General features: G+C 60.9%; 15 protein-coding genes. 5 read left to right on the top strand and 10 right to left on the bottom strand.

Going from position 1 to position 19,554, the window contains the following annotated elements; genetic code table 11:
* Window positions 1-151 precede the first annotated feature (151 nt).
* A complete protein-coding gene (locus tag HU806_RS17360) occupies window positions 152-1,486 on the bottom strand; it encodes an ammonium transporter (RefSeq protein ID WP_186612704.1) in 1,335 nt (444 codons plus the stop codon).
* Between the two features lie 33 nt (window positions 1,487-1,519).
* Window positions 1,520-1,858, bottom strand: a complete 339-nt coding sequence (gene glnK, locus HU806_RS17355; protein ID WP_002555808.1) for a P-II family nitrogen regulator — start codon at window positions 1,856-1,858, stop codon at window positions 1,520-1,522.
* A gap of 413 nt (window positions 1,859-2,271) precedes the next feature.
* On the opposite strand from glnK, the gene HU806_RS17350 reads away from it, so the two are divergent.
* Complete coding sequence (locus HU806_RS17350) at window positions 2,272-2,532, top strand: accessory factor UbiK family protein (RefSeq protein ID WP_186612702.1); 261 nt, start codon at window positions 2,272-2,274, stop codon at window positions 2,530-2,532.
* Window positions 2,533-2,536: 4 nt separating this feature from the next.
* Here HU806_RS17350 and HU806_RS17345 read toward each other — a convergent pair whose 3' ends face one another.
* Window positions 2,537-3,814, bottom strand: a complete 1,278-nt coding sequence (locus HU806_RS17345) for a sensor histidine kinase (protein ID WP_186612700.1) — start codon at window positions 3,812-3,814, stop codon at window positions 2,537-2,539.
* 219 nt (window positions 3,815-4,033) lie between these two features.
* Here HU806_RS17345 and HU806_RS17340 point away from each other — a divergent pair, with 219 nt between their 5' ends.
* A complete protein-coding gene (locus HU806_RS17340) occupies window positions 4,034-5,527 on the top strand; it encodes a YifB family Mg chelatase-like AAA ATPase (RefSeq protein ID WP_186612698.1) in 1,494 nt (497 codons plus the stop codon).
* A 6-nt stretch (window positions 5,528-5,533) separates the two neighbouring features.
* Here HU806_RS17340 and HU806_RS17335 read toward each other — a convergent pair whose 3' ends face one another.
* The 3 genes from HU806_RS17335 to HU806_RS17325 form a co-directional block, all read right to left on the bottom strand.
* Entirely contained in the window at window positions 5,534-6,748 is a 1,215-nt protein-coding gene (locus tag HU806_RS17335; RefSeq protein WP_186612696.1) for an aldose 1-epimerase family protein, read from the bottom strand.
* A gap of 239 nt (window positions 6,749-6,987) precedes the next feature.
* On the bottom strand, window positions 6,988-8,964 hold the full coding sequence (locus tag HU806_RS17330; protein ID WP_186612694.1) for a methyl-accepting chemotaxis protein: 1,977 nt from the start codon (window positions 8,962-8,964) through the stop codon (window positions 6,988-6,990).
* Between the two features lie 185 nt (window positions 8,965-9,149).
* Complete coding sequence (locus HU806_RS17325; protein ID WP_186612692.1) at window positions 9,150-10,070, bottom strand: LysR substrate-binding domain-containing protein; 921 nt, start codon at window positions 10,068-10,070, stop codon at window positions 9,150-9,152.
* A 158-nt stretch (window positions 10,071-10,228) separates the two neighbouring features.
* Between HU806_RS17325 and HU806_RS17320 the strand changes: the two genes are divergently transcribed.
* Window positions 10,229-11,623, top strand: coding sequence for a NorM family multidrug efflux MATE transporter (locus HU806_RS17320; protein WP_186612830.1), 1,395 nt, complete (start codon window positions 10,229-10,231; stop codon window positions 11,621-11,623).
* A gap of 18 nt (window positions 11,624-11,641) precedes the next feature.
* Here the strand turns inward: HU806_RS17320 and HU806_RS17315 are convergent, their stop codons facing one another.
* Window positions 11,642-13,312 (bottom strand): putative bifunctional diguanylate cyclase/phosphodiesterase, encoded by a 1,671-nt coding sequence (locus HU806_RS17315; RefSeq protein ID WP_186612690.1) that lies wholly within the window; start codon window positions 13,310-13,312, stop codon window positions 11,642-11,644.
* Between the two features lie 274 nt (window positions 13,313-13,586).
* On the opposite strand from HU806_RS17315, the gene rep reads away from it, so the two are divergent.
* Together rep and HU806_RS17305 are read left to right on the top strand one after the other, a co-directional pair.
* Window positions 13,587-15,596, top strand: coding sequence for a DNA helicase Rep (rep, locus tag HU806_RS17310; protein ID WP_186612688.1), 2,010 nt, complete (start codon window positions 13,587-13,589; stop codon window positions 15,594-15,596).
* A 54-nt stretch (window positions 15,597-15,650) separates the two neighbouring features.
* A complete protein-coding gene (locus HU806_RS17305; RefSeq protein WP_186612685.1) occupies window positions 15,651-16,223 on the top strand; it encodes a xanthine phosphoribosyltransferase in 573 nt (190 codons plus the stop codon).
* Between the two features lie 7 nt (window positions 16,224-16,230).
* On the opposite strand, the gene HU806_RS17300 is transcribed toward HU806_RS17305, so the two are convergent.
* The 3 genes from HU806_RS17300 to relB all read right to left on the bottom strand — a co-directional run bounded on the left by HU806_RS17300 (window position 16,231) and on the right by relB (window position 19,435).
* Window positions 16,231-18,153, bottom strand: a complete 1,923-nt coding sequence (locus tag HU806_RS17300; protein WP_186612684.1) for an acetyl-CoA hydrolase/transferase C-terminal domain-containing protein — start codon at window positions 18,151-18,153, stop codon at window positions 16,231-16,233.
* 136 nt (window positions 18,154-18,289) lie between these two features.
* Window positions 18,290-18,703: a c-type cytochrome gene (locus tag HU806_RS17295; protein WP_186612828.1), complete on the bottom strand. Its 414-nt coding sequence runs from the start codon at window positions 18,701-18,703 to the stop codon at window positions 18,290-18,292.
* A 183-nt stretch (window positions 18,704-18,886) separates the two neighbouring features.
* Entirely contained in the window at window positions 18,887-19,435 is a 549-nt protein-coding gene (gene relB, locus HU806_RS17290; RefSeq protein WP_047226150.1) for a type II toxin-antitoxin system RelB family anti-toxin, read from the bottom strand.
* Between the last annotated feature and the right edge of the window lie 119 nt (window positions 19,436-19,554).

Here is a 19,554-nt window from a genome sequence, read left to right as displayed (position 1 = left end):
ATATTCCTGCCTCCATGTAAGTCTTTGGCGGTAGAAAAACTCATGTCGCATACGCAACAAAAGGCGTCGGAAAAACCAGCACGCCTTGTGAGCAATGACAAACTCCAGGCAAAAAAATGCCCGGCGAACCGGGCATTTTTTTACCTGTCGATTACAGGTTGTAACCACGCTCGTTGTGCTGGGCCAAGTCCAGGCCCACGGCTTCTTCTTCCTCGGAAACCCGCAGACCCATGACGGCGTCCAGGACCTTGAGGATGATGAAGGTGACGATGCCGGTGTAGACCACAGTGAAGCCTACGCCCTTGAATTGAATCCACACTTGCGCACCGATATCGGTCACGGTGCCGAAGCCACCCAGGGCCGGCGCTGCGAACACACCGGTCAGGATCGCGCCGAGGATGCCGCCGATACCATGCACGCCAAAGGCGTCCAGGGAATCGTCATAACCGAGCTTGCGCTTGAGGGTGGTGGCGCAGAAGAAGCACACCACGCCCGCCGCCAGGCCGATGACCAGGGCGCCCATCGGGCCCACTGTGCCAGCTGCAGGCGTGATCGCGACCAGGCCCGCCACCACACCCGAGGCGATGCCCAGTGCGCTTGGCTTGCCGTGGGTGATCCACTCGGCGAACATCCAGCCCAGCGCCGCGGCAGCGGTGGCGATCTGGGTTACCAGCATCGCCATGCCAGCGGTGCCGTTGGCCGCGACGGCGGAACCGGCGTTGAAACCGAACCAGCCCACCCACAGCATGGCCGCGCCCATCAGGGTGTAACCCAAGTTATGCGGCGCCATTGGCGTGGTCGGGAAACCTTTGCGCTTGCCCAATACCAGGCAGGCTACCAGGCCCGCGATACCGGCGTTGATGTGCACCACGGTGCCGCCGGCGAAGTCCAGCACACCCCAGTCCCACATCAGGCCGCCGTTGCCGGACCAGACCATGTGCGCAATCGGCGCATACACCAGGGTGAACCACACGCCCATGAAGATCAGCATGGCGGAGAACTTCATCCGCTCGGCGAAGGCGCCGACGATCAGGGCTGGAGTGATGATCGCGAAGGTCATCTGGAAGGTGATGAACACTGCTTCAGGGAACAACGCCGCCGGACCGGTAATGCTGGCCGGGGTGACGCCCGCCAGGAACGCTTTGCCCAGGCCGCCGATGAAGGAGTTGAAGTTGACGACGCCCTGCTCCATGCCGGTGGTGTCGAACGCGATGCTGTAGCCATAGATAACCCACAGGACGCTGATCAAACCGGTAATGGCGAAGCACTGCATCATCACGGAAAGAATGTTTTTCGACCGAACCATGCCGCCGTAGAACAGCGCCAGGCCAGGAATGGTCATGAACAGAACAAGAATCGTGGCCGTCAGCATCCAGGCGGTGTCGCCGGAGTTGAGGACTGGGGCTGCCGCTTCTTCTGCCATGGCCAGGCCAGGCATTGCGAAGGACAACAGGGCTCCTAGCCCTGCGAATTTACGCAGAGTCATATTGTTTTCTCCTGGGGCGTTGGGTTTGACGGCTTAGATAGCGTCGGTATCGGTTTCGCCGGTACGGATGCGAATGGCCTGTTCCAGATTGACCACAAAGATCTTTCCGTCACCAATCTTGCCGGTGTTGGCGGCCTTGGTAATCGCCTCGATGACCCGGTCGAGATCCTTGTCGTCGATAGCGACGTCGATCTTCACCTTGGGCAGGAAGTCGACCACATATTCCGCGCCACGATACAGCTCGGTGTGACCTTTCTGCCGCCCGAAGCCTTTGACTTCAGTAACGGTAATGCCCTGCACGCCGATCTCGGACAACGACTCGCGTACGTCGTCCAACTTGAACGGCTTGATGATGGCAGTGACTAGCTTCATGAAACTCTCTCCCGAATTGGTGGACTTGCCCCAGGAAAACAAACCCGACTCAAGTCTAAGCGCAGTGCCTGGCTTTGTAACGCGTCGTCGGCCCAAGTTGCCCGACTGGCGCCAGCTGACTACTCCTGACGAAACTCCCCGTTCCGCCGTTGCACTGCATTCGTCACAGCGACTGCATCAGTGCATGGGTCACCAGCCACTAAGCAGAAAGCTTGCCATCTGTGGCCAACCCCCCTGATTTCAACCCTTTACCCGCTGCGCCAACCTGCCCCGCGCCACGAACCGCAGCGATACGCACAACAACGGTGCGACGGTGCCCGGCACCGTGCGCGAAAAGCGTGCATCCGCGCCTGGCGAATTGACTATAGACGGTGCGTGATACACTGCCCGCCATCGTTTCCAGGACACCTGCCATGCTTGCGCCCAAAGACCTTCTCGACGCCCTCAGCGGCCACGCCTCCCGCCTGTTGAGCGGTGACACTCCCCTGCCGAAAAGCGAAATCGAAAGCCAGTTCAAGGCGCTGCTGCAAAGCGGCTTCAGCAAGCTGGACCTGGTGAGCCGGGAAGAATTCGACAGCCAGATGGTCGTGCTGGCCCGGACCCGGGCACGGCTGGAGAGTCTCGAAGCGAAGGTGGCCGAGCTGGAAGAGCGCCTGAATTCAACGCCGCAATAAGCAGTCAACGAGTCGCTGCCTTCTGCGACTGCCCCGGGACAAGCGTGATCGGCAACTCCAAGGCAAACAGCGCACCCTCGCCCGGCCCCGCGCTCTGCACCGTCAGGTCCCCGCCCATCTCATGGGCTGCGAGGATGCAGCTATGCAGGCCAAAACCATGGCCGTCGGGACGCGTCGTGAAACCATGCTCGAACACCCGCGTCAGATTCTCCGCGCTGATGCCCTCGCCGTTGTCCTCGACCTCTATCCGCACACGCGTGTCGTCAACGGCCTTCAGTCGCAAGGTGATGTGCGATGCTCGATCGGTGACAGAGACCAGCGCCTGCTTGGCGTTATTGATCAGGTTGACCAATATTTGCAGGACCTTGTGCTTGTCCAGCGACATCATCGGAATATCGTTGAGCTCCTGGACCAGCGTCACCTTGTGCCGCACCAGCGACACGCCACTGATACGCACCACATCTTCGACCAGCTCCCGCAACAAGCCCGGTTCGAGCACGCTGGAGTAACCGGCATAGGATTGCTGGGTCGCGACGATGTCCTTGATGTGGTCGATCCTGCGGCTCAGCTGCGTCAATTCGGCGATCATGGCTTGCTGCTCGGTCGCCAGCGCGTCGGCCAGCTTGCCGAGATAGTCCGGTAGCGCACGGCCCTTCGGATCGCTGCTGATGAAGTCGCCGAGGTCGTCCGGGTGTTCCTTCATCAACTGGACAACCTTGGCGACGCCCGGCCCCTTCGATGTATGCACCTTATCGAAGAGAACCTGGGCGGACACGTTGACACTGTTGAGCACATTGCCAACGTTATGCAGCACATTGGTGGCAATTTCCGCCATGCCAGCCCGGCGAGCTGTCGTCACCAGCTCGGCCTGAGCCTCGCGCAACTCATCGTTGACCTTGGCCAGCTGTCGCGGACTGGGAATCTTCAAGGCAGCGGGCACCAGCCGGATCAACAGGATGGCGGTGATCACAGAGGCAATGGCAGTGATCACTTTCACTAGGGCGGACAACCAATAATACGGCTGCCAGATGGTCAGGATCTCCATCACATGGCTAGTTCCGCAGGCGAGGATAAACACGCCGAACGCCGTCAGCATCCAGTCGAAAGGAACGTCCTTGCGCTTGTTGATGAAGTAAATGAGCGTAAAGGGAATGGAGACATAGCTGAGGGTGATCAAGCTGTCGGCGATCACATTGGTCCACAACAGATCCGGGCGCCACAGGTAACAATGCCCATGGGGCATGAAGCGCTTGTCGGTCAACAACGCCAACAGATCATTCATCGTCACTTCCTCGCTACGCCGTTGATCCCGCCAGATGCCTATCAGACAAATCCAGCGTAGCAGAGCCTTGGTCCACACCGTTCGTATCCAGAGAGCGCCCATCGCCTCGGTAATATTCTGCCAACATTTCCCCCTTCAACTGCCGCACCCAAGTCCTCCCCCCGGACTAGTCTTCAAGAGCCGCAGGACGCGGCTCTTTATTCATTCAAGGAACGCTTCATGTCGCTCGCCATCGTCCACAGCCGCGCCCAGGTAGGGGTGGAGGCTCCTGCCGTTACCGTTGAGGTTCACCTGGCCAATGGCTTGCCATCGCTGACCATGGTCGGCCTGCCAGAAGCCGCCGTGAAGGAAAGCAAGGATCGGGTGCGCAGCGCGATCATCAATTCGGGGCTGAACTTCCCGGCGCGGCGCATCACCCTGAACCTGGCACCGGCGGATCTTCCAAAGGACGGCGGCCGCTTCGACCTGGCCATCGCCTTGGGAATTCTCTCCGCCAGCGTGCAAGTGCCGACACTGATGCTGGACGACGTTGAATGCCTCGGGGAACTGGCCTTGTCCGGCGCCGTTCGGCCGGTGCGCGGGGTGCTGCCCGCGGCGCTGGCGGCGCGCAAGGCTGGGCGCATGCTGGTGGTGCCGCGAGCGAACGCCGAGGAAGCCTGCCTGGCGTCGGGGTTGAAGGTGATCGCCGTGGATCATCTGCTCGAAGCGGTGGCGCACTTCAATGGCCACACGCCCGTCGAGCCGTTTGTTTCCAACGGGCTGCTTTCGGCCAGCAAGCCTTATCCGGACCTGAGCGAAGTACAAGGCCAGACCGGCGCCAAGCGCGCACTGCTGATCGCTGCGGCGGGGGCTCACAACCTGTTGTTCAGCGGCCCACCTGGCACTGGCAAGACGCTGTTGGCAAGTCGTTTGCCGGGGTTATTGCCCCCGTTGGCGGAAAGCGAAGCCCTGGAGGTCGCGGCGATACAGTCTGTTGCCAGTTGCGTGCCGTTGAGCCATTGGCCGCAACGCCCGTTTCGCCAGCCTCATCATTCGGCGTCCGGGCCGGCGCTGGTAGGAGGCGGGTCCAAGCCGCAGCCGGGGGAAATCACCCTAGCCCACCATGGCGTGCTGTTCCTGGATGAACTGCCGGAGTTCGACCGCAAGGTGCTGGAAGTCTTGAGAGAGCCGCTGGAGTCGGGTTTCATCGTGGTTTCGCGGGCACGAGACCGGGTGCGCTTTCCGGCACGCTTTCAACTGGTGGCAGCGATGAACCCCTGCCCTTGTGGGTACCTTGGCGAGCCCAGCGGCCGATGTTCCTGCACGCCGGACATGGTGCAGCGTTACCGCAACAAGCTGTCCGGTCCTTTGCTGGACCGCATCGACCTGCACCTGACCGTCGCCCGGGAAGCCACGGCTCTGACCCCAAAGAGCGAACCGGGGAACGACACGGCCACCGCAGCCGAGCGGGTGGCCGAAGCCCGTGAACGCCAGCAAGCACGACAGGGTTGTGCCAATGCGTTCCTCGACCTGCCGGGCCTGCGTCGGCATTGCAAATTGTCGGCAACCGATGAAGCCTGGCTGGAGACCGCCTGCGAACGGTTGACCCTGTCGCTACGAGCCGCCCACCGCTTGCTCAAGGTCGCCCGGACCTTGGCCGACCTCGAGCAGGTAGAACGAATCAGCCGAGAGCATCTGGCCGAAGCCTTGCAATATCGGCCGGCTACGCCTTGAAAGGGCTCACGGTTTGCTCAGGTCCACCAACGGCGTCTCCCGCACCTCGATTTTTTGATCGCCCTGGATATCGTCGATGCGCTTGAGGGCCTTGTCCACGGCAACCTTGTCTGCCAGAAGGCTGTAGTGGATCTGGAATTGCTTGCGCTCTTTCGGTGCGATGGTCGGCACCAGGCCCAGTGGACGCTGGTAGCGGCGGTTATAGGAGAAACTGGTGCCCGGTTCCAGGCCGGTCACATAGCCCTGGCCTTGGGTATCGGTGTTTTTCCACAGGGAAAAAACCGGAAGCGTCCCGGTGTTGAAGCCCACCGCAACGCCGAGGCTGCCGGCCTTGTTGTGCAAGACGGTCAGCGTATCGCCCTTGGCGTCGGCGTATGGCACGACGTTATAGACCGTTTCATCGTAGTCCTTGGTGGGGGCTCGATAGGTTTGCCAGTCTTTCAGGTCGTCCTTGGCCTTGTCGTTGAATGGCGAGACTTGCTTGACCGGCGCTGCGAAGCGAGCACCCTGCTCCAGGAACGGGGTGCTGAAATTGCTGTGGTAGAGCGCCTGGTATTCCTTTGGATAATCGCCATTGTTGGTCAGCGTGTCATTAAGCGAGAACGCCACGCTGCCGGGTTCAGTGACGAGTTCGGTCTGCACCGAGAAGTCGACTTTCTTGAACGCCTGCTCCTTCAGCTCGCCTCGCAGGGTGATCGCGTAGGGCGGTTTTTCGTCGATGTGCAGCGTGACCTTGTTCGCCGGGATATTGGCCGCGCGACCGTGCAACGTCAGCAGCTCTCCGTTATCCATACCCGGATGGCCGACCCATTCGTAGCCGCAGCGGGTCACCAGCTCATTGAAACCTTCCAGCCAGCCCAGGCCGCCTCGCCCGTTGAGCTCGATGAATGCCGGGTTGACCACTTCCTTGACTGGCGAATCCCAGCCCATGCGCACATCACCGACCGAGGCTTGCAGCACATTCATGCCTCGAGTCGGGACGACCGAGAGCTTCAGGGTGCCGTTATCGATGTCGACAACGCTGACGCCTTCCTGACGACCGCCGTGCAGGGTTCGCATAGTCACGGAAAACGGCTTGTCGGTCTTGACGCCCAACTGCTGGCTGGTGATTTGCCACGGCTGGGCGGCCTTGTCGGTGTCGAGCAAAACGTAATCCCAAGCCATCGCATGGGAGGCAGCACCCAAGGCGCTGAGGGCAACGAGGAGTTTGAGCGAATTCATGAACGGAGCCTTTTCTTGGAGTTGTGCGGTTTTTATAGACTTGAAGAAACGTTTCAGCAAGCCAAAAAACAGCAACTAACCTAAAAAAGGCTTAAGCAGGAGAGAGGAGCTTTTGTGGAAGCGAGCTTGGTCGCAAACGCGGTGGGTCAGGGTGAGATGACGGCGGCCGGACTGCCGCCATTGCGAGCAAGCTCGCTCCAGCAAAAAGTGCTGGAGGAGCTTGCTCGGTACGGAACGCCTCAGCGGAACCGATCAACCTCTTTGCGCAGGTCCTGCGCCAGGGTTTCCAGTTCCTTGGCGGTGATCGCCAGGTTGGAGACCACTTCGCGCTGCTCGGTGTTGGCCATGGCAATGCTTTGCAGGTTGCTGCTAAGCAGGGTCGCGGTGCTGCTCTGTTCCTGGGTGGCCGTGGTGATCGCAGAAAATTGCTGGCCGGCCGAGCGACTTTGTTCATCGATGCGCGCCAGGGCCGTGGCCACATTGGCGTTGCGCGACAAGCCTTCCTGCATCAGCAGGTTGCCCTTCTCCATCGTACTGATGGCATTGCCGGTTTCCTGCTGGATGCTGTTGATCATGCCGGAAATTTCATCAGTGGCCTGACGGGTACGCGACGCCAGGCTGCGCACTTCATCGGCCACCACGGCAAAACCACGGCCCTGCTCGCCCGCGCGGGCAGCTTCGATGGCAGCGTTCAACGCCAGCAGGTTGGTTTGTTCAGCAATAGACGTAATCACGCCCACGATGCCGCCGATTTCCTGGGAACGCTGGCCCAGGGTGTTGATGACCGTAGCCGTACTGTTCAGTGCGCCAGCTATCTGCTCCAACGACGATGAAGCTTCGTCCATGGACGTGCGACCAATCTGGGTTTGCTGTGCGTTCTCTTGGGCCAGGCGCTGGGTATTGCCCATGTTGTCGGCAATGTTCAGGGAGGTGGCGCTGAACTCTTCAACCGCACCGGCCATGCTGGTGATCTCGCCGGACTGCTGCTCCATGCCCTCATAGGCACCGCTGGACAACCCGGACAGGGCCTGGGCACGGCTGTTGACCTCTTGCGAGGCTTTGCGGATGTGCTCGACCATGGTCGACAAGGCTTGGCTCATCTGGTTGAACGCGCGGGCCAGCTGGCCGATCTCGTCATGGCTCGACACGTTCAGGCGCACGCTCAAATCACCGGCGCCCAATGCTTCGGCCTGACGCACCAGGTCGCCCAACGGGGCCAGTTTACTGCGCAGCAGCCACATCGCTGATCCAACGGCCAGCAGCATCGCCAGCAAGCTGCCGATAGCCAGTTGCGTACCGACACTCCAGGTCACGGCACTGATTTCAGCTTTCGGCATGCTCGCCACGACGGCCCACGGCCCACCTTCGAACGGCACGGCGACGCTGTAGAACGCTTCTGCAGTATCGTCCCAGAACGCCCCTTTACCTGGCTTCTTGACCAGATTCGTGATGGTTACGGCAGCCTTGTCCAGCGCCTGCACGCCTGCTGGCGGCACCAGCCATTTGCTTTGCTCATCCAGCAGGGCCAGCGAACCGGTCTTGCCGATGCGGAAGCGCTTGAGATTCTCGAACTGCGCATTCTGCGCATCGGTGTAATCGAAGCCTACGTACAACACGGCGATGATCTTGCCGCTGTTGTCGCGCACCGGCGTGTACTGCGACATATAGAAACGCCCGAACAGCAGCGCCCGGCCGATATAGCTCTGACCGCTGATCACCGGGCCATAAGCCGGGCCTGCGCGGTCGAGCACGGTGCCGATGGCCCGTGTGCCGTCCTGTTTGCTGGCCGAAGTGCTGACCCGGATGAAATCGTCACCGCTGCGCACGAATATCGTGGCCACCCCGGCGGTCATCGTCTTGAAGTCATCGACTTCCTTGAAATTGTTGTTCAGTACTTCGCTGCCCAGGCTCAAGCCCGGGGTTTGTACGCCCGCCACAGTCACCGGTTGGTCAGGATGCACGCTCAGGCCCGCGCTGAAGCGCTTTTCGAATAGACCGGCCAGCCGCTGGGTGCTCTCGCGCAAAGTGCCATGGAATGTATTGAGCTGATCGGCCATCAGGCGAGCTTCGCTGGCTAGGTGCTCTTCACGGGTGGCAAGGTTGGCGGTGTCCAGCGAGCGCAAGGCGAAGACGGTACTGCCGGTGATCACTATCGCCAGTATCACAGCGAGGGCAAGGCCAAGCTGAGAGGCGATCCGGGCGCGAGGTTGAGACATGACGGCTCCTGGCCGAGAGATTGGGATCGTCCTGATCACGTCACACGCTCGGCTATTTTGGGTGATGGGTGTAGGCAGTCCCTTTCTGATACGAAAGTACTACCTCCACACCTTCGGCGGCGAAACCGAATACTTGAGCGATTCGGGAGGATTAATATCAAGTAGCTATCACTGGCTGCAACGGTTCAGCCAAGACGCGTCACGTCGGGAAGCTGCATGGCCGTGACCTCGCTTTGCAAGAAATCGCTGAGCCGGCGCAAACGTTCACCTCCGGGACGAGTCTTCGGCCAGACGAGGTAATAGTGCTCACCGCTGGCGACCGCCGTCGGCCACGGCAGGCTCAAGCGTCCCTGGGCGACGTCCTCGGCGACCATCAGCAAATCCCCCATGGACACGCCGTAGCCGCGCGCCGCAGCGATCATGCCCAGCTCCAGCGTGTCGAACACTTGCCCGCCCTTGAGCGAAACCTTGTCGGCCAGCCCCATGCGTTGCAGCCAGTTGCGCCAGTCACGGCGATCCGGTGTGGGATGCAGCAGTTCGGCACTGGCCAACCGCGCAAGATCCCAAGGCTGGTCGTTCAACAGGTTCGGCGCGCCGACCGGAATCAGCTCCTCGGGGAATAACAGGCTGGCTTCCCAGTCCGCCGGAAAATGCCCATTACCCAGCAGTACCGCGCAATCGAAAGGCTCGGTGTTGAAGTCCACCGAGTCGATGTCCATCCAGGCGCTGGTCAATTGCACCTCGTTGCCGGGCTGCAAGTGCCGAAAACGGCTCAGCCGCGCCAACAGCCAACGCATGGTCAGGGTCGAGGGTGCTTTCATGCGCAGGATGTCGTCTTCCCCGTGCAAGGTATGACAGGCGCGCTCCAGCGCCATGAACCCTTCTCGCACGCCCGGCAACAGCAAACGCGCCGACTCGGTCAACTGCAGGTTGCGGCCGCTGCGCTGGAACAGCCGACAGGCGAAGTGGTCCTCCAGCGTGCGGATGTGCCGGCTGACCGCGCTTTGCGTGATCGACAACTCTTCAGCAGCCCGGGTGAACGAGCTGTACCGCGCCGCCGCTTCGAATGCACGCAACGCATAAAGAGGAGGAAGACGACGAGACATGGCGAAGCTCCACGAGGGCGATATCGGCACACTAGCAGAATGTGCTCCAGCATGAGTTTTAATCATGCCAGCAATCGTATTTATCCTTTTGTGCAAACCTTCGCGAGCGCCGAGAATCGACGCTTTACTGCCTTGTTTGAACATGGAGCGTGATGATCATGCAGCATCCGGCGCGTACCGAACTCTGGGCCATCCTGCGGCTGGCGGGGCCGTTGATTGCCTCGCAGTTGGCGCACATGCTGATGGTGCTGACCGACACCCTGATGATGGCGCGCCTGAGTCCCGAAGCCCTGGCCGGCGGCGGGCTCGGGGCGGCCACTTATTCGTTCGTATCGATTTTCTGCATCGGCGTGATCGCGGCGGTGGGTACATTGGTCGCGATTCGCCAGGGCGCCGGCGATATTGAAGGCGCTACCCGGCTGACCCAGGCCGGATTATGGCTGGCCTGGTTGATGGCGCTGGTGGCGGGTTTGCTGCTGTGGAACCTCAAGCCAGTACTGCTGATGTTCGGCCAGACCGAAACCAACGTGCTGTCCGCCGGCCAGTTCCTGCTGGCGCTGCCGTTCGCCCTGCCCGGCTACTTGAGCTTCATGGCGTTGCGCGGTTTCACCAGTGCCATCGGCCGGGCCACACCGGTCATGGTGATCAGCCTCGGCGGCACGGTGGCCAACTTCCTGCTCAATTACGCGCTGATTACCGGTATGTTCGGCCTGCCAAGGCTCGGCTTGATGGGGATCGGCCTGGTAACGGCCATCGTCGCCAACTGCATGGCCCTGGCGCTCGCCTGGCATATCCATCGCCACTCGGCCTACCGTGCCTATCCATTGCTCAAAGGCCTGTCACGGCCCAATCGCCAGTACCTCAAGGAGCTGTGGCGCCTGGGCCTGCCGATTGGCGGCACCTACGCGGTCGAAGTCGGTTTGTTCGCGTTCGCCGCGCTGTGCATGGGCACGATGGGCAGCACGCAATTGGCGGCGCACCAGATCGCTCTGCAGATCGTCTCGGTGGCGTTCATGGTCCCGGCGGGCATGTCCTACGCCATCACCATGCGCATCGGCCAGCACTACGGCGCCGGACAGCTGCCAATGGCGCGCCTGGCCGGGCGAGTCGGGATCGGCTTTGGCGCGGCCGTCATGCTGGCCTTTGCCATGGTGTTCTGGCTGTTGCCGAACCAGCTGATTGGCCTGTTCCTGGACCACAACGACCCGGCGTTCCGAGCCGTCATCGACCTGGCGGTCAGTCTGCTGGCCGTGGCGGCGTGGTTCGAGCTGTTCGATGGCACGCAAACCATTGCCATGGGCTGCATCCGTGGCTTGAAGGACGCCAAGACCACGTTCCTGGTGGGTTTGGGTTGCTATTGGCTGATCGGCGCACCGGCCGCCTGGTGGATGGCCTTCCATCTGCATTGGGGACCGACCGGCGTTTGGTGGGGCCTGGCCCTGGGGCTGGCCTGCGCGGCGGTGAGCCTGACGTTGGCGTTCGAGTGGAAGATGAAGCGGATGATGCGCAGTGAGCCTGGGCAACAGGATTTCGAGGCCATCCAGGCCAAGTGAAATCCAACGAAGATTGCTTCAGCTTCCGGCTTCCTGGACTGCCTGGCCACCTTCGAACGTCAGGTACTCGACCAATTCGGGTAATGGCAACGGTTTGCTGATCAGGAAACCCTGCACCTGATCGCAACCGAAACCCCGGAGCAAGTCCAGTTGCTCCGGGGTTTCGACGCCTTCGGCCACCACCTCCAGGTTGAGGTTATGGGCCAGGTTGATCATCGCGTGCACCAGCTTGCGATTCTCTTCGCGCTGCTCCATGCCGCCGACGAAGCTCTTGTCGATCTTGAGCAAGGCGATGGGCAGGCTATTGAGGTGCACGAACGAGGAAAATCCGGTACCGAAGTCATCCAAGGAAAAGCGCACCCCCAGCCGACCCAGGGCGTCCATGGTCTGCTTGACCAGGTCGCTGCGGCGCATGACCGCGGTTTCGGTGAGTTCGAACTCCAGCCACTGGGCCTCGACACCCCGCTCGGCGATCAATCGGCTGAGGGTCGGCAACAGCTGGCTGTCCTGGAACTGCCGGAACGACAGGTTTATCGCCATGTGCAACGGCGCCAATCCTCGCTCGCGCAGGGCCTGCATGTCCCGCAACGCCCGGGAGATTACCCAGTAACCCAACGGCACGATCAAGCCGCTCTGCTCGGCCAGCGGCACGAACTCGCTCGGCGGCAATAATCCGCGCTCACCATGACGCCAGCGCACCAGGGCCTCAAGACCTACGATCGTCCCGTCCGCAAGATTCAACCGGGGTTGGTAATGCAACTCCAGCTCGTCGCGGCGCAGCGCCCGGCGCAATTCGCTTTCCAGATCGGCGAGGCTGCGGGCATTGCGATTGATGCGCTCGTTGAAGATATGAAAGGTGCAGCCTTGCGTGCTCTTGGCCTGCTGCATGGCGATATGGGCGTGCCACATCAGCGGGTCGGCACCGGCCTGTGCCCGGGAGTGGGCGATACCCAGGCTGCAACCGATCAACAGGCTTTCGCCGTCAACCCAGTAAGGCTCGGCCATGGCTTCGATGATGCGCTCGGCCATCCATTCCGCTCGCTGGGGTGCGCGGCGGGTGTCGATCAGCAAGGCGAACTCGTCGCTGCCCAGCCGCGCCAGTTGATCCCCGGCCTCAAGTGACCCCTTGAGACGCGAGACCACCTGCAGGATCAGACGGTCCCCGGCCTGGTGGCCTAGCGCGTCGTTGGCGTGACGAAAGTTGTCGAGGTCCAGGTGACCGAGCGCCAGGCCACGGCCATCATTTTCGGCCAGGCGCGCCGCCAGCAAGGTCTGGAAGCCCTGGCGGTTGGCGATGCCCGTCAGCGGGTCCTGCTCGGCGAGTCGTTGCAAGGTGTTTTCCAGCACGCCACGCTCTCGCACGTGTCGCAGGCAACGACGCAACGTCGCCTCATCCAGCACATCACGCACCAGCCAGTCACTGACGCCATCCGGCGGGGTCGACGGCTCGTGCTCAAGCAAGAGGACCGTTGGCAGACGGCAGCGACCGGGCGCAGGCTGCAAGCTCGCAACAGTCAGCAGCACCGCGTTGCGGTTGTCCTCAAACAGGCTGCTGACCGACTCCCAGCTCGGGGCACTGATCAACACGACCGAGGGCCCCATGGGCGCCAGGCACTCGCGCAATATCGCTGACCACTCAGGCGTTTCGGCCAACAACAGCAAACGCAAGGGTTCGACAGGCGTAGACAAGCTGACTCCCTAGACTCTGCAAGGTGGTAGGCGCGGGGCATTATGACTCGCCAATGGGCAATCACCAATGCCAATGGTTCTCAAACACAAGCTTTTAACGCTTTTCGCAACTGGAAAACGAACGTTAGACCTAAATCCCGTCCGCATCCTGAGCGAAAGTAACAAAAGCGGCAAATAGAGATGACGTTCAGCGTCACAAGTCGGACAGGGCAGCACAATTCTGCGAGCCTGTTAAAATGCCGGCCCATTTCGCAAACGACTCCTGAACCCTGTCATGTCCCGACTCAATCCCCGGCAGCAAGAAGCCGTGAACTATGTCGGCGGCCCTCTTTTGGTGCTCGCCGGTGCAGGCTCCGGCAAGACCAGCGTGATCACCCGCAAGATCGCGCACCTGATCCAGAATTGCGGCATCCGCGCCCAGTACATCGTCGCCATGACGTTCACCAACAAGGCCGCCCGGGAAATGAAGGAGCGGGTCGGTGGCCTGTTGCGCGCCGGCGAAGGCCGCGGCCTGACGGTCTGCACCTTCCACAACCTGGGCCTGAACATCATCCGCAAGGAACACGCGCGACTGGGCTACAAACCGGGCTTCTCGATTTTCGACGAGACAGACGTCAAGGCCTTGATGACGGACATCATGCAGAAGGAATATTCGGGCGACGACGGCGTGGACGAGATCAAGAACATGATCGGGTCCTGGAAAAATGACCTGGTCCTGCCTCCCGAAGCCCTGGAGAACGCCCGCAACCCCAAGGAACAGACCGCCGCCATCGTCTACGCCCACTACCAGCGCACCCTCAAGGCGTTCAACGCGGTGGACTTCGACGACCTGATCCTGTTGCCGGTCAAGCTGTTCCAGGATCACGCAGACATTCTCGAAAAATGGCAGAACAAGGTGCGCTACCTGCTGGTGGACGAATACCAGGACACCAACGCCAGCCAATATTTGCTGGTGAAGCTGCTGATCGGTAAGCGCAACCAGTTCACCGTGGTGGGCGACGACGACCAGTCGATCTATGCCTGGCGCGGCGCACGTCCGGAAAACCTGATGCTGCTCAAGGACGACTACCCCTCGCTGAAAGTCGTGATGCTGGAGCAGAACTACCGCTCCACGAGCCGCATCCTGCGCTGCGCCAACGTGCTGATCTCCAACAACCCCCACGAATTCGAAAAGCAGCTGTGGAGCGAAATGGGCCACGGCGACGAGATCCGCGTGATCCGTTGCCGCAACGAAGACGCCGAAGCCGAGCGCGTGGCCATGGAAATCCTCAGCCTGCACCTGCGTACGGACCGGCCATACAGCGACTTTGCGATCCTCTATCGCGGCAACTACCAGGCCAAGCTGATCGAGCTGAAGTTGCAGCATCACCAGATCCCCTATCGCCTGTCGGGGGGTAACAGCTTCTTCGGACGCCAGGAAGTGAAGGACCTGATGGCCTACTTCCGCCTGATCGTGAACCCGGACGACGATAACGCCTTCCTGCGAGTGATCAACGTGCCACGGCGGGAGATCGGTTCGACCACGCTGGAAAAACTCGGCAACTACGCCACCGAGCGCAAGATCTCAATGTACGCCGCCACGGATGAAATCGGCCTCGGCGAGCACCTTGATAGCCGCTTCACCGACCGCCTGGCGCGCTTCAAGCGCTTCATGGACAAGGTCCGCGAGCAGTGCGCCGGGGAAGACCCGATCTCGGCGCTACGCAGCATGGTCATGGACATCGACTATGAGAACTGGCTGCGCACCAACAGCTCCAGCGACAAGGCTGCCGACTACCGCATGAGCAACGTCTGGTTTTTGATCGAGGCGTTGAAGAACACCTTGGAAAAAGACGAAGACGGCGACATGACCGTCGAAGACGCCATCGGCAAGTTAGTGCTGCGGGACATGCTCGAGCGCCAGCAGGAAGAGGAAGAAGGCGCTGAAGGCGTGCAGATGATGACCCTTCACGCCTCCAAGGGCCTGGAATTCCCTTACGTGTTCATCATGGGCATGGAAGAAGAAATCCTGCCGCACCGTTCCAGCATCGAGGCCGACACCATCGAAGAAGAACGGCGCCTGGCCTACGTCGGGATTACCCGGGCACGCCAGACGCTGGCCTTTACCTTTGCCGCCAAGCGCAAGCAGTACGGCGAAGTGATCGACTGCGCGCCGAGCCGCTTTCTCGATGAGCTGCCGCCGGACGACCTCGCCTGGGAAGGCAACGACGACACGCCGACGGAAGTCAAAGTCGTTCGCGGCAACAGTGCCCTGGCGGATATACGCGCGATGTTGAAGCGCTAGAATCAATTATTTTTCACTGACTTCAGGCGCTGACGCGTCATCAGAGGAGGCTTCATGGAAGCCCTGCAGCAGAAAATTCGTGAACAAGGCATCGTGCTTTCCGATCAGGTCCTGAAAGTCGACGCTTTCCTGAACCACCAGATCGACCCGCAATTGATGAAGTTGATCGGCGACGAATTTGCCGCGCTGTTCAAGGATTCGGGCATCACCAAGATCGTCACCATCGAAGCCTCGGGCATTGCCCCGGCGATCATGACCGGCCTGAACCTCGGCGTACCGGTAATCTTTGCCCGCAAGCAGCATTCCCTGACCCTGACGGAGAACCTGCTCTCGGCCACCGTGTACTCATTCACCAAGAGAACCGAAAGCACGGTAGCCATCAGCCCGCGGCACCTGACCAGCAGCGACCGCGTGCTGATCATCGATGACTTCCTGGCTAACGGCAAAGCCTCCCAGGCGTTGATTTCCATCATAAAACAGGCCGGCGCGACCGTTGCCGGACTGGGCATCGTGATCGAGAAATCGTTTCAGGGAGGCCGCGCGGAACTGGATGCCCAGGGCTATCGCGTCGAATCCCTGGCGCGGGTGAAATCGCTGGCGGGTGGGGTCGTGACCTTTATCGAATAATCCCTGGTTACTGAACGGTCGCCTTGAGCCCCGCAAGCAACAAGCGCTGGGACAGCTCCTCCTTCAGGCCCTCAGGGTTCGTCAACTGCATCCGCTCCAGATGCCCGGCATACTCCCAAGGCTGCGGCGCATCGAGCGCGGCTTTGCCAAGTTCCAGGATTTCGGTGAGCTTGAACTTGCTTTTAAGCCAGTTCAGCGCCCGCAGCAAATCGCGCTCCAGCCCATCGAAATCGCAGCCCAACGGGTACTCCGGAAACAGATTCGGATGCCGCGCCTGGATCGCCTGCAAACGCTCCGACGTGTTATCGGCGAAACGCGGATCGAGACGAAAGTCCTTCGGCAGTTTGCCGGCGCTTTGTGCCTGCTCGATCAGTCCAGGCTGGAAGCGGGAATCGCTGATGTTCAGCAATGCCTCGATCACGGCGGCGTCGGTCTTGCCGCGCAGGTCAGCGATGCCGTACTCGGTCACCACCATGTCCCGTAGGTGCCGGGGAATTGTGCAGTGGCCGTACTCCCAGACGATATTCGAACTGACCACGCCCCCGGATTCGCGCCAGCTGCGCAAGAGCAGGATCGAGCGGGCCCCTTCCAGCGCATGCCCCTGGGCAACGAAGTTGTACTGGCCGCCCACACCACTGAGCACCCGCCCGTCCTCCAACTGGTCAGCCACCCCGGCGCCCATGAGCGTCATGGTGAAGACGGTATTGATGAAACGCGCATCGAGTCGCTGCAAGCGCTTGAGTTGCTCTTGGCCGTACAGCTCGTTGATGTAGCTGATACGGGTCATGTTGAATTCGAAGCGCCGGTTCTGCGGCAGCTCGCGCAAGCGCTCATAGAAGCTGCTCGGGCCGAGGAAAAACCCGCCATGAATGCAAATGCCGTCAGGTTGCGCCGCCTCGTCGAGAGTCCCTGCGTTGGCCTGTTCCTGGGTCGGTTCGTCGGGATAGACCTTGCGCCGGATGATCCCGGCCTCCGCCAACACCAGCAGACCGTTGACGAACATTTCGCTGCAACCGTAAAGCCCCTTGGCAAACGGCTCGACCCCACCCTCGCGCTCGATCAACTGTGCCCACTGGCTGAGGTTCACGTCGGCGAGCAGAGCCTGGTAACCGGCGTTATCGGCCTGACGCGCCAACAACGCCGCGGTCAACGCATCGCCCATCGAGCCGATGCCGATCTGCAGCGTACCGCCGTCGCGCACCAGGGCGCTGGCGTGCAGGCCGATCAAATGGTCCTGGAACCCCACCGGCATGTTCGGCGTGGAGAACAGCGTGTGGCTGTCCTTTTCATCGATCAGCAGGTCGAAGCCGTCGATGCCGATTTCCGCGTCGCCCGGCATGTAGGGTAAATCGCTGTGGACCTGCCCCACCATGAGAATGGTTTCCCCCGCCTCGCGCCGCTTGGCGATCATCGGCAAGAGGTCCAGGGTAATGTCCGGGTTGCAGCTCAGACTCAGGCGATCCGGATGTTCCGGGTCGCTGGCCACCAGCTGCGCGATCAGGTTCAGGCCGGCCGCGTTGATGTCCCGGGCCGCGTGGCTGTAGTTGCTGCTGACGTAGTCCTGCTGGGCGGATGCACTGTGCAACAGACTGCCCGGTTGCATGAAGAATTGCTGGACGCGGACGTTCGCCGGCAGGCTGTCGCGCTGCAGGTCGGCGAGGTAATCAAGCTCGGGGTAGTCGCCGAAGACCCGTTCGACAAAGGGCTCGAGGAAGCGCTTCTGCAACCCGTCACCGAGGTTCGGCCGGCCCAGGCTCAGCGCCGTATAGATGGTCAGCTGCCGCTCGGGCAGTTGCGCGATGCGCCGGTACAGCGCGTTGGCGAACAGATTGGGCTTGCCCAGCCCGAGGGGCATGCCGAGGTGGATATGCGCGGGAAGGCGCTCGAGCACGTCATCCACCGCCTGTTCGATTGAACACAACTGAACCATCCGACCCTCCGGGACATTCCATGAATGTGGGTTGGACCGAGCTTGCCGACTCTTGGTTGCGATGAACAGCCTCGAAAAAAAACCAGATGCAAAAAAGCCGCTCGTAAGCGGCTTTTTTGTGAAAGATGTTGGCGTATTACAGGCCAGACATCTCTTTGATAGCACCCTTGAGTTCTTCATCGGTGCAATCGGCGCAGGTGCCCTTAGGCGGCATGGCGTTCACGCCGGTGATAGCCTTGGCCAGGATGCCGTCGAGACCGCCTTGATGATCGGCGCGCTCTTTCCAGGCAGCCTTGTCGCCGATTTTCGGCGCGCCCAGCAGGCCGGTGCCGTGGCAAGCGTTGCAATGTTTGGCGATGACATCTTTGGGCGCCTTGGCACCACCGGCGCCGCCAGCCGAGGCCACGACTTCCATACCCTTGCATTCCTTGCCCTGAACGCAAACCTGGCCAACGGGTTCGAGGCGCTTGGCGATTTCGTCGTTAGGCGCCGCTTGAGCGCTCGCAGCCCATAGGGCCAATACGGTTGCTGGTGCAGCCAGCATTTTCATAATTAGGTTCACGCGTACACCCTCAATGGTGGCTAGTCACGCCTGCGGCCACGGTTTGCAGGCGGGCGCAAGTATAGCGGTAAGCCTGTCACTCTGAAACAACCCCAAAGTCGCAAGGGTCTTGTTCGTCACGACAGCCCAACATGCGGGCGCCTTTGCCATCCGGGCTTGGCGCCTCTTCGATTAGAAATTGGCCGGTGTGGCTGCGCTGATCAGTCGCGCCGGCGCATCGAACGGATTGCGAAAACGGTGAGGCTTGGTGCTTTCAAAATAGTAGCTGTCGCCTGCCTCGAGCACGAAAGTTTCGGCACCGACCACCAGCTCCAGCCGACCTTCCACCAGAATCCCGGTTTCCTCGCCTTCGTGGGTGAGCATCTCGTCACCGGTGTCGGCGCCTGGCGGATAGATTTCGTTCAAAAAGGCAATCGCCCGGCTTGGATGTGCCCTACCCACCAACTTCATGGTCACGGCGCCGTCGGAGATGTCGATCAGTTCGTTGGCTTTATAGACGATCTGGGTCGGTTTCTCCTGGAGGATTTCTTCGGAGAAAAACTCGACCATGGACATGGGAATCCCGCCAAGGACCTTGCGCAGCGAGCTGATCGAGGGGCTCACGCTGTTTTTCTCGATCATCGAAATGGTGCTGTTGGTGACACCCGCGCGCTTGGCGAGTTCACGCTGGGAAAGGCCTTTGAGTTTACGAATGGATTGCAGTCGTTCACCGACGTCCAATGCTGGAGCCTCCAGGGAATCAGGTTGTGTGGAAAGTGAGCGTTATCATGGCGACAGCGTTCAGTATTTACAACACCTTGGCCCGAATCCTGTGCGGCGAAGCGACTTTCGGTAGGCTG

The organism is Pseudomonas sp. SWRI154, from assembly GCF_014268645.1.
GTDB classification, from domain to species: domain Bacteria; phylum Pseudomonadota; class Gammaproteobacteria; order Pseudomonadales; family Pseudomonadaceae; genus Aquipseudomonas; species Aquipseudomonas marvdashtae.
This window is presented reverse-complemented; position numbering and strand designations above follow the sequence as displayed.